5 protein-coding genes are annotated in these 11,794 nt (G+C 44.4%); 3 read left to right on the plus strand and 2 right to left on the minus strand.

The features are described from left to right. Positions 1-90: 90 nt before the first annotated feature. The gene (locus N473_RS21885; protein WP_063369774.1) at positions 91-852 is read right to left on the minus strand and encodes a hypothetical protein; all 762 of its coding nucleotides are present in this window, start codon (positions 850-852) and stop codon (positions 91-93) included. A 394-nt stretch (positions 853-1,246) separates the two neighbouring features. Here N473_RS21885 and N473_RS21890 point away from each other — a divergent pair, with 394 nt between their 5' ends. Genes N473_RS21890 through N473_RS21900 form a run of 3 tightly spaced genes read left to right on the plus strand, consistent with a single transcriptional unit; the run spans position 1,247 to position 3,031 of the window. Further along, entirely contained in the window at positions 1,247-2,047 is an 801-nt protein-coding gene (locus N473_RS21890; protein WP_063369775.1) for an AraC family transcriptional regulator, read from the plus strand. A 4-nt stretch (positions 2,048-2,051) separates the two neighbouring features. Beyond that, positions 2,052-2,735: an AzlC family ABC transporter permease gene (locus N473_RS21895; protein WP_039610727.1), complete on the plus strand. Its 684-nt coding sequence runs from the start codon at positions 2,052-2,054 to the stop codon at positions 2,733-2,735. Beyond that, entirely contained in the window at positions 2,732-3,031 is a 300-nt protein-coding gene (locus N473_RS21900; RefSeq protein WP_063369776.1) for an AzlD domain-containing protein, read from the plus strand. The genes N473_RS21895 and N473_RS21900 overlap by 4 nt, the downstream gene beginning before the upstream one ends. 585 nt (positions 3,032-3,616) lie before the next feature. Here the strand turns inward: N473_RS21900 and N473_RS21905 are convergent. Continuing rightward, a complete protein-coding gene (locus N473_RS21905; protein ID WP_063369777.1) occupies positions 3,617-11,620 on the minus strand; it encodes an ExeM/NucH family extracellular endonuclease in 8,004 nt (2,667 codons plus the stop codon). Between the last annotated feature and the right edge of the window lie 174 nt (positions 11,621-11,794).

The following is an 11,794-nucleotide window of genomic DNA, read 5'->3' on the forward strand; positions in this document are numbered from 1 at the left end:
CATTTTTTGAGTTGGAAAAGTATAAAGAGCGGCAAAGTATTACCGCTCTTTATTGATCACATTGTGAATAATGAGGCCTAAAAATTTAGACTAGTTTTGATTGTCGTAGGTTTGCCATTCCAAGAATAAGATAATTGTGTGAGCGCCAATGCTACCGGCTTCTGAAATATCATCATGAATTGCCATCGCCGCATCCTGATACATCACAGAGGCATCAATGAGCTTTTGCTTGTGTTTGTCTTTGCATTCAAGGGTTAAGTTCTCGCTTGGTAAACTATCACAATCACGATAGGTTGCATTCAATGTATCTACAATATGTAACTTGAAGTGATCAGAGAGATCTCCGACATATTGTGTAATAAGAGGCTCAGAAATAAACTCAATGGCTGTAAAGGAAGATGATAAGCTCCAGCAGCGTTGCCAAGTTGTTGGAAATGACTGCTCTGTATTTTCTAAAAAGCTCATATGGGTTGTTGCGTTGGGAGTGTGCTGACTATAACTGAGCGCGACATCAAAAGCAGCACAGTTTTGTGGGGCGCTAAGCAGTGCTTTATGCGCATTGTTATAGACACTGATGTACGACTTCCAAGCTGGCGCATAGTTGCGTGCAAAACTGAGCCACAATGCCTGTACTGTAGTGACTAAGGTGTCATGAAAACTTGGGTTATAGGAAACCCCATGTCTGGTGAGCCAATTTAGGTTATCTAAAGCAGCTCTGTTTTCGTTGTTTTGAATAAGTTCAATTGTTTGAGCAAGCACTTGATCTACATCGATAGGATCTGCAGTAGTTTGACTTGCAGTACTGGAAAGTGCAGCCAGTAAAAGACAGGATGATGAGACGAATTTTTTCATATTTCTTTTTTCCTTAAAGAATCATTTTGTCATTTTTAATTTGTGCCATTCATGACATGTTTACTAATCATCTAGTATTTAGGTACTAATAGATTTGCACTATTTAGTAAGCAAGTCGTATACCAATTAACAAAGTTTGCAGGTATTTGGCTGTCTAAAAATATCCAATTCTCGCTCAGTTTGAATGATGTACTTTCTGATTTTATAGGTGTCTTGCTATCCAAAGAGTTAAGCCTGACTTTAGGAGATATTTCAGATGGGTGAAATGAGGTATGACTGGCCATTAACGAATATCGCGTGTATTTCATTGCGCTTAAGAGAGTAAGCTGCGCAATTTTGTACAAGCACTTTTGAATCACCTACGTTAAGCTGAATTTTAGTAAGGGAGAAGTCTATGCAGCAATCAAAATTTAGTATCCATCGCGACTTAGGTGGTTTGGAAGTTCTTCATAATATAGATAAAAAATTTGATTTTGGTCGACATAATCACAGTGGCTACACGGTGGCATTAGTCGATTGTGGCGCACAGCGATTTTTTCGCTCGGGTGGGCAGCACCTAGCAGGAAAAAGTAGTTTAATATTGATCAATGCCGAACAAGTCCATGATTGCCGAAAAGCATGTGAGGGGATCTCCTCCTACCGTTCTCTATACCCAACGCCTGAGTTATTTAACAGTTTGATGGATAACTCAAAGCGTCTTGCGCCTTATTTTGATGAAGCGGTATTGCACGATTCTGCTTTAGCCTCGCAGCTCAATGGGTTATTTAGCGTTTTGGACTCCCCAACGAGTCAGTTAGAAAAGCAAACGCAGTTGGTGGGCTTTTTAAGTAACTTGTGTGCTTCGACCGGTAAACTGGCGCTTTCTGAAGATAAACAGTCGATTAAATGTCGTATTGCAAAGGCCGTATCTTATCTATTAGATAATTTGTTCAGTGACATCGCGCTTACTGAGTTGGCTTCATTGGTACATATGAGCCAATTTCATTTTGTGCGTTCTTTCAAGGCACAAATAGGACTGACACCGCACGCGTTTCAAATCCAGCATCGGTTAAATCATGCGAAGTGCCTGCTTCGTAATGGGAAGAACATTACCGAGGCGGCAAGTCATGTAGGCTTTTATGATCACAGTCACTTTAGTCGTCATTTTAAGAAAAACATGGGGATCACCCCAAACCAGTATAAACAGGCGTGTTAACACTATGAAAGTTGCAATTAAAAAAGGGCTGTTAGATATGCTGCCGCTAAATCTTGCGGTACTACCATGGGGATTATTATGTGGCTCGTTAGCGATTCAAAATGGGTTTACTGCATTGGAGGCGCAGTTGATGTCGATACTGGTTTTTGCAGGTTCTGCGCAATTGGTTGCCGTGGAGCTGATGGCCAAAGAGGCCTCCTTGCTAACGCTGATTGTGACGACGTTTATTATCAGCGCACGTCACTTACTTTATGGCTTGGCCATACGTAATAAAATGATTGATAAGCCTTTAAAGTGGCGTGGTCCAATCGCATTTTTTTTAACAGATGAGTTATTCGCTTTTTCTCATCATCATCGTGCATATCAAGGACGGTTGCGCCTTGTGTATGCACTGGTGGCTGGCGGCAGCTTTTATCTTGCGTGGAATGTATGGACTTTTTTTGGCATCGTAGCAGGGCAGTTTTTACCTGATCTAACAAATTTGGGTTTGGATTTTGCCATAGCTGCTATTTTCATAGCGCTGGTGGTGCCGGGCGTGTCAAACCTTCCTGTTTTGTGTGCTTGTTTGGTTTCAGGGCTGAGTATGTTGTACTTCAAAACTGTGCAGTTTGAATTTGGTTTAGTCGCTGCCGCTTTGCTTGGTATGAGTACTGGGTATGTTTTACAAGCAAAAGAGGATAAATCATGATAGCCACTATTGTTGTACTTGCATGTGTCACTTTTGCTACTCGTTATTTGTTTTTAGCAAAAAACTTACCGTTTACCATTGGTCCTAAATTTCAACGGTTGCTGAGCTTTAGTGCGCCTTGTGTTCTTACGGCCATATGGGTGCCGATTGTATTTATGCCAAATGGCGAGTTTATAACTCAGTTGAATAACCCTTATTTGTTAGGTGCTTCAGTGGCGGTTTTTTTAGCGTTTAAGTTTAAAAACCTTTATCTCACCACCTTCGGCAGTTTAATTGTGTTTTATCTGTTTTTTTGAGTAACTTGGGTTTCTTTAACTATCAAACAAGTGGAGTCCATATACGAGTTCAGAGTGACGGAATTAACCTTTGTCATTGTATGTTTGTTCCGCACTCTAGGTTTTTGTGGTTAAGGACCCTGAAGCGAGTTCAGGGTGACGGGGTTAACCTGTGTCATTGTGTGTTTGTTCCGCACTCTAGGTTTTTGTGGTTAAGGACCCTGAAGCGAGTTCTGGGTGACGGAATTAACCTCTGTCATTGTGGGCTTGCCTCGCACTCTAGGTTTTATGTGGTTATGGGCCCTGAAGCGAGTTCAGGGTGACGGGATTAACCTTTGTCATTGTGTGTTTGTTCCGCACTCTAGGTTTTATGTGGTTATGGGCCCTGAAGCGAGTTCAGGGTGACGGGGTTAACCTGTGTCATTGTGTGTTTGCCCCGCAATCTAGGTTTTATGTGGTTATGGGCCCTGAAGCGAGTTCAGGGTGACGGTGTCATTTTTTAGGGTGACGAGGTTTATTTTTCCAGGGTGATGGGTTTAATTGAAGGTCACCATAAAAAAGCCCCTGAAGCCAAAGGCGACAGGGGCTTATCGTTATAGCTTGATGTTATCGTCTACGACGCAGCAAAGCAGGCACTACAAGTAATAACAGGAATAAAGGCATTGAACCGCTTGAGGAACGAATTGTTCTGGTTTCTACATGCTCAATCACGTTTGGTTTTTTCACTGTTACCACCAACATGCCAGATGCGCTTGCACCTTGCTCGTTAGCCACAACATAATTGATGGTGACTTCACCTTCGCTATGTGGTGCGGGTTTAAAAGTAATGGCAGTTGCTGTATACGTGACTTCACCTGAATCGGCAGTTGCACTGATCAGTGTTAACTTACCACCTTTAGGGTCTGAGTCATTGGCAATGACATCGACTGTGATGGTGTCATTGTTAAACACTTCAGCCACATCATTCATGGTAACAGGCGGTTGGCTCTGCTGAACTTGTGCAACCACATTGACTCGCATCGTTGCAGTACTTGTCCCACCTTGACCATCACTGATTGTATACTCGATTGTATCGACACCAATGAAATCAAGTGCACTTTGATATTGTAAACTCGAATCGCTATTGATTTGCACTGTGCCATGTACAGCAGAGGCATTGATCACATATAGTGTGTCGTTTTCAGCATCAGTATCGTTTTCAAGTACATTTAGTGTGACTGATTGGTTGCTCGTTACTTCTTGGCTATCGTCTACTGCAGAAGGTGCTGTGTTGTCTGTTGCAACAATACTTACACCACCTGGGTCGACAATTTTACCGTTTTTAATACCATCCGCATCGTATTCACCGCCGTCTACCAGTGTTAACCTGACACACCAAGCACCTTCGATTAAGCCTTCCTGCCAGCTATTATCATTCATGCTTGGGCAGTACCCTTGTTGGCCTATGGCTGAGTGTATAGCGTTACCATTTTGCGTTGCGAATGTGACCCAACCTTGATTTGGCAGGTGCTTACGATATTGGGCATTTGCAGGGACAGCGGCTTGCTGAGGCAATACGATTTTGACACTGTCTACACCGCTTGGCATATCAACGATAAAGTCAAAAATACCACCGCGATTTTCCATGCCTTCGTCCGCAGAGATTAAGCCTGCTTGCACTGCCTCATCGGCATTGAGCGAGGCTGCATTTTTGTTGCTACCCAGACTTAAATTACCAAGAGACATACACACACCGGCTTCTACTTCAATCAGACCAGACTCCCAGTTATTGCCTGAAGAAGGCAAAACATTACATTGCGCATCAATTGGGTCTAAGTAGTTAGGAATACCATCGGCATCTTGGTCACCAAAACCTTCTTGCGCATCACTAATGAGGTCGCCATCTGTGTCTGTACTATTGTCCAGTACTGGTTGCTCTGAAACCACTTTAAATATCACAGTTTGCGTATCAAATAGCCCAGCATTATCTGTAGCAGTTGCACTGACTTGGTAGACACCGACAGAAAGTGTAGATGCATCAATACTAAATTGAGTTGGATCCGTGCTTTCATTATTCAAATCAGCTTGTGTTTGCCACTCAATAGTGTGTGTATCTGTGCTATTTTGATCCTGCACATCAGCATTAAGTGTGATCAACCCATGCTCTGCAACCATGATTGAACGCGTTTCATCTTGTTGCATTGCATTTAGAGTAAGCGTTGGAGCAACGTTTGACTCTACGATGGTAATTTCGTGTTGTAGCTCAGAAGTGGTATTCAAGCCATCTGTATTTAATGTGACCACAATGGTTTCATTTGCATCGCTCACGCCATCAAATACAGCCTCGATAGAAATGAGACCTTGTGTGCCTGATTCTATAATGACTTGGCCTGATGCCATTGTGTAGTCTGCTTCATCAGCTGTACCAGAAACCGTAAAATCAATATTTACTGGGTATGCAAAGTGCTCACCACTTAGTATCACAGGTATTGTTGCCGTTTGGCCCTCAACAACAAACTGACTTGGAGAAGGGATACTTACCATTGGGCGTACATTCACTAACTGTGCTGCGCTTGCACAGACATCGGCCGAATTACATGCTTGCCAGTACACTTTATTAGCACCAGACGCTAAGAAATTATTGCCAATGAGTTCAACAGCAATTGGTTCACCACTACCATCAACCGCTGTGGCTGCGCCTAGGTCTACCTTAGTAAGCTGGCCTGTTGCATTGACTGTCAGATCAGCAGGTACGGTGATCACAGGTGCAGAAGGTTGATTTTGGCGAAGCTCTAATATGGCTTCTGCACGGCCACCAAATCCGTCTGAAATTGCATAACGCACCTGAGCGATACCTTTAAATGTATCGTTAGTGCTAAACACAATCTGGTTGTCTTCTATCACAGCAAGACCTGTATCTGAATTAACAGCCACCAGTGATAAAGCATCACCATCTGGATCGCTGTCATTGTCTAATACAGCTATCGCTATAGATGATTGGCCTTCAGCAAGTTGTACAAAGTCATCTTGTGCAACTGGTGCAAGGTTGGTTGTGCTAATTTGCACATTCACAGTCGCCTGTGCAGTCGCGGTACCATCACTGATTGTGTAGTGAATAGTCGCATGACCTGTATTCAATGCAGGTGCTTGGTATTGAAGCACATTACCGTTTACTTCAACGCTACCTACATCTGCTTCTGCCGAAGTGATGCTAAGCGTATCGCCATCGATGTCAGTGTCATTTGCAAGCACATCGATGTTAGCAAGTGACTTTGCAGAGGCCACAGCGGAGTCGTGAACGGCTGTCGGTGCGTCGTTTTGCGGTGCAATCGTGATTGTAACGTGTGCAGTTGCGCTTAGCCCAGCATCATCACGGATCTCATAGGTGATTTGGGCAGTACCATTAAAGTTCTCAGCTGGGACATAGGTAATAGCAGAGTCTGAATGCGTCACCTGGCCTAAGCCAGAAGTCAGCGTTGCACTGGTGACTTTTACACTTGCCATATTCTCGTCGGTATCATTATTTAATACCGACACCGTTACGCTTTGATCTTCTGAGGTATTTTCAGTGTCATCGATTGCAACAGGCGCTTGGTTTTTAGCGATAACATTGACAGAGAGTGTTGCTGTGGCAGTACCGCCATTGCCATCAGTAATGGTATAGCTAATGGTTGCCTCACCAACAAAGCTTGCATTTGGCGTAAAGCTTACTTGCGTATCAGAATAACTAACCTTACCTTCACCTGAAACGATTGTAGCGGCGCTGATAATAAGTGGATCAGAGTCTGCATCCGTGTCATTCACTAACACATCGACTGTAATGGCTTCGCCTTGCTCTGCTTCAGCGGTATCGTCATTCGCAACCGGTGTTTGGTTGTTTGGTAGAACAACGTTTGTCAAATCGAAGTCAGTAATCACTGGGTCGTGATCAGATGAGCGATAAGGGGAATCCGAGAACCATTTATTCTGTTGATCTTCAGATTTACCTTCCGTGTTGTAGTCTAGGCCCGCTGCTTCATCGGCGTTAATATGCCAGTGCATGGATTGTGCAATACGATCCATTGAAGCATTGGCAGTTAACATGTGATCTAGGCTGCCTGCTACACCGCTATAGTAGTATGAATAATTATCGCCGGTGTCTTTTTCAAGACTGATATTTTTGAAGTCGGCGTTATAAAATTCGAGCATTGGCGCTTCATATGTGTAGGCATTAAAGTCACCTAAAATGGCATAAACAGGCGAGTTAGCACTTGCTTCCAGGTTAGCTTTAGTCAGTGCTGAAACGACTGTTTTAGCTGCGAGGATACGTTGGCCATTACACGCACCCTCTACGGAATCATCCATATCTTCACCACATGATCCGCCTTTCGAACGGAAGTGATTCACAACGACACGGATTTCTTTGCCGCCCTTAATTGGTTTGAATGACTGCAACATGGGGGGCCTATGTGCACGTGTTGCTTCGTCAAATGGCGTCTCTGTGATCACCTGTGCATTACCTTGAGGTATAACGCGATTTGCACGATAAATGATGCCAACAGTGACCGCATCAGTGCCCACTTGCTCTATCTGAGGATTAATGAATGCCCAATCATTAGTATCGTCTCGCTCATTCAATCCATCAATGAGGTTTTTGATGGCGCTGCTGTCACCGTACCCATTGTTTTCAATTTCCATCAGGCCGACAACATCCGCATCGGATGTCAGAATTGCGCGGATCACCTTAGTACGTTGGCGAGTAAACTCTTGTTCGTTATTCGCGCCACGACTGTCAAAGTTGACGAAGTAGTTCAGTACGTTAAAGCTTGCAACACGAATGTGTTGATTTGACTTACGCTCGAAAGGCTTAGTACGGCGTGGGTTCGCTTGTTCAAACACTGGCGTATTGGTTGGAATGAGCTTGTAATTACCGTAAGCATAGTGAATAACCCCTGACATGTTCGATACTAGGTCGCCAGAGCGAAGTGGCATCTCAGCACTGAAGCTTGGGTAGTAGCTGATTGCTTCAGGGTTACTTTGCGTTGAATTGTCATCAACAAGTAATACGTTTCTTGTGTTTAAATCGGCAAGCTCTAGGCGACGAGGGTCGTCTTTAGGGTACTTGTTGGTTGGTTGCATTCTCATGCCTTGAGACAAGTAAATCTCACCATATTTAGTGAAGTTATGGCTCAGGGTGACATGTAACTTTTGTGCCATAGAAACCCACATACCTTCAAGTGACTCTTGGTCAAAGCCTTTTGCAAACGGTAAGTTCACCTCTGTTGGTGTAACCTGTGACAACACATCAGTGGCACAAGACAGGGAGTCTGTTACCGTACTGATTTGTGTTAAGTTATACTTTTCAACAACGGTGCCTAGCACTCGGATTTGTTCGCCGATTGAGACTTGGGTCGTTGTATCCGCGACAAAAATGCCTTCCGAGGTGGTGCTGTCAGTATCTGCATGACGGTCTTCCTCTTGGATGAAGAAACCACCATGTTGACCGCTACCTTGGAAGGCCGCTACAACAACGCCTTCGATGACCACTCTCTGGTTTACCAGAGGGCTTGCTGCCTGATTACCTTGAATCTCACTAATGAGTGTTGCAGGGTCGTTACATACGCCAAGTTCAACTTGTGGTGGCGTTGTTCCGCCATCAGAACCACAGGTTAAAACGCCACTACAGCCAAGGCCGTCGGCGGTATTTTTTTCGAACCCTTCCCATTCAACGCTTGGGTCAAAGGCATCATCTAAGGTTGTATCACCTGATGTGATCCCGTCTTTACGACGCAGGGTTTTATCTTTGGTTGAGGTGTTGCCACTGCCCCATGCACTGCCAGGATCCGTTCCGACTTGACCAAATACATCGGCAATTTGGCCATCAACTGTCAGTACAAGTGCATCATCTCCGTTAAAGTAAGTGATGGTACTGGTGCTGTCTTGACGACTCTTAATGTCGTCATTTGCGCTGCTATTGGCAATAACGTGACTTTCGCCGTGCTTTAATTCGCCAGACAGAGTTTGTGTTCTTAACCCTTCCGTCGTCAGCGGTTTACCATTATCAGCCAAGGTGATTGTAACGCGGCTAAGGTCTAAAGTTGCACCGGTAAAGTTGGTAATTTCAACGGCTTTATTGCTGCTGCTACCTTCTATGTACTCGGTGAAAATCACTTTACTGGCTTCGACTTGTTCGCTGACCTGAATGGAAAATTCAGGCAAGGCCACAACATCTGTATTGCCATCAGAAACACCGATGACGATATTGCTTGTCACTCCTACATCTTGAGATGACGGCGTACCAGATAGTTCACCATTTTGTGTATTGAAGTCTGCCCAAGAGGGTTTGTTGGTGATTGAGAAGGTGAGCGTGTCATTGTCTTCATCGCTTGCTTCTGGTTTGAATCGATACGCAATCCCCACGACGGCACTTGTGCTCGGTGTACCAGTGATTGTTGGTGGATTTTTAATTGAACTTGAGTCGACTACCTCAATGCTGAAGCTGGGTAAAGACACGGTTGATTTTCCGTCAGTTACGGAAATTTCAATATGCTCATAAACGGCAATATCGGCAGTAACAGGTGTGCCAGATAAACGGCCCGTTTGTGTATCGAATGTCGCCCATGACGGCTTGTTAACGATAGAGAACGTCAAGTCATCTTTATTTTGATCTGACGCAGTTGGCGTAAAGCTATACTCGCGGCCTGTGCCAACGGTAAGTTCAGGTTGACCGCCAATGACAGGGGCCACTTCGCCTAATTTAGGGCAGGTGTCACCAAATAGTGTTTCTGCAAACTCTGGGTTATCAACAAACGGGTTACGGTTACCTTGTTGCTCAACGATACGTTGGTGTCTATCTAGTTCTAATTGATCTATCGTATCTTCACGATGCCAATCCATCAGGTTACACAATACCCCCAAAGTTGGTGAGCTACTTGCGCTGATATTATTTACAAGCTCAAGATCAGGCATACTGCCATCTGTACCATCATAGCGCACAGCCATGTAGAACATCATACGAGCAGTATCGCCTTTTACAGCATCCCTTGGCTCAAATGAGTCGCTGTCAGTAAAGTTACCTGGTGCGTTATCAACTGGGTTACCGCCATCATCATAATCTTTGCTGCTGCGCGTGGAGTTCACCTTGACATTGGTCGGTCTTAGGTGATGAATATCGGTATAACCATATTGGCTTTCACTTGGGAAGCCGTGAGACTTAGGCCAACTGTGCTCTCGGTTCCAATCTGTTGTGCCGCCACCGTTGGTATCTTTAGACTGACTTTTTCCTGTGTAAAACAGCAGTACATTGTTTGGGTTATTTGGATCTTCATCGGTATACTTTAGCGCTTCCCACACTTGCGAGTAGGTCATTCTCTGTTGGCCTTGTCTCGCAATTAAAGAGAGTGCACTTTCTAACTCTGTACCGACTTTGCCAATTGCCGAGGCGTAGTAGGCAGTGTAATCATAGTTACTGCCAGGTTTGTCTGTAACCGTAATTGAAAATGCAGGCAAACTCACCGGCGCATGCAAACCATCTGACACTGAAATAACGATATTGTCGTGATCACCGACATCAGATTCCGCTGGGGTACCACTAAGCTGACCTGAAAGCGTATTAAATGCTGCCCAGCTTGGCTTGTTCGTGATTGAAAACACCAAATCATCATTTTCAAGGTCGATGACCACCGGTGTAAAGGCATACTGCCGAGTCGCTTGCACTGTTGTGTTGGGCGTACCAGAAATAACAGGCGCATCATTGGTGCCCGCTGCTCTTACCAAGATGGTAAAGCTGTTAAGTGCATTGGTCACAGTGCCATCGTTGACTGTGATCACAATGTTGTTGTATATGCCCATATCGGCGGCAGTTGGCGTGCCTGAGAGTTTGCCTGTCGTCGTATCAAAGCTTGCCCAACTCGGTTTGTTTTCTATGGCAAACACCAGTGTGTCACCATCAAGATTGGTCACTGTCGGGGTGAATGCGTATGTGTCTGTGGCATTCACGAAGCCTTTAGGTGAGCCACTTATTTCTGACGGGATATTACCATCACCGCCACAGGCAGCAACGCCTGAGCAACCGAGGCCATCAAAAGTGTTTTTTGCAAAGCCAACCCATTCGTTTGCTGGGTCAAATGCATCATCTATGGTGGTGTCGCCATTTTCAATGCCCATTTTTCTGCGTAGCGTTTTATCTTTGGTGCTGGTGTCACCAGAGCCCCAATTACTACCTGGATCAGTACCAACTTGACCAATACTGTCTACGATGACGCCATTGACCATCAGAGTGATTGCATCGTCACCATTAAAATAAGTAGCGGTACTGGCGATATTACCAAGTGCTTTTAGTTCGTCACTTGCGCCGCTGTTGTACAGGACATAACTGCTGCCCGCAGCAAGCGTGCCAGATAGGGTAAGCGGCGTGACTTCATCCAGCTTTTTACCATTTGCAGTTAATGCAATACTAACCGTGCTAAGGTCGATGCTATTGTTGCCAAAATTAGTAATTTCAAGCGCTTTGTTATTACTGCTACCTTCCACATACTCTGTGAAGATAACGTTTGCATTTGCGTGTCCCATGACGACACTTGAACACAGCCCCATCGCGATGCAGCGGCCCAAGTATCGCAGTTTTCCACGATGCTTATTGTTAGAGTTCATATTTTTCCCGTGTGTTTATCACTCTGTTTTATCATTTTCGAGTTAGATTATTTTTAAGGGTGCAAATATTCCCATTAAAAAATGGGAGGCGAATATAATACTCTATTATGAACTTTTTATTAAAAACGCTTTAAACATAGGACATCTAATTGCAACAATTCCCCATCTCTAGTT

The sequence above is a fragment of the Pseudoalteromonas luteoviolacea CPMOR-1 genome (assembly GCF_001625685.1).
GTDB classification, from domain to species: domain Bacteria; phylum Pseudomonadota; class Gammaproteobacteria; order Enterobacterales; family Alteromonadaceae; genus Pseudoalteromonas; species Pseudoalteromonas luteoviolacea_K.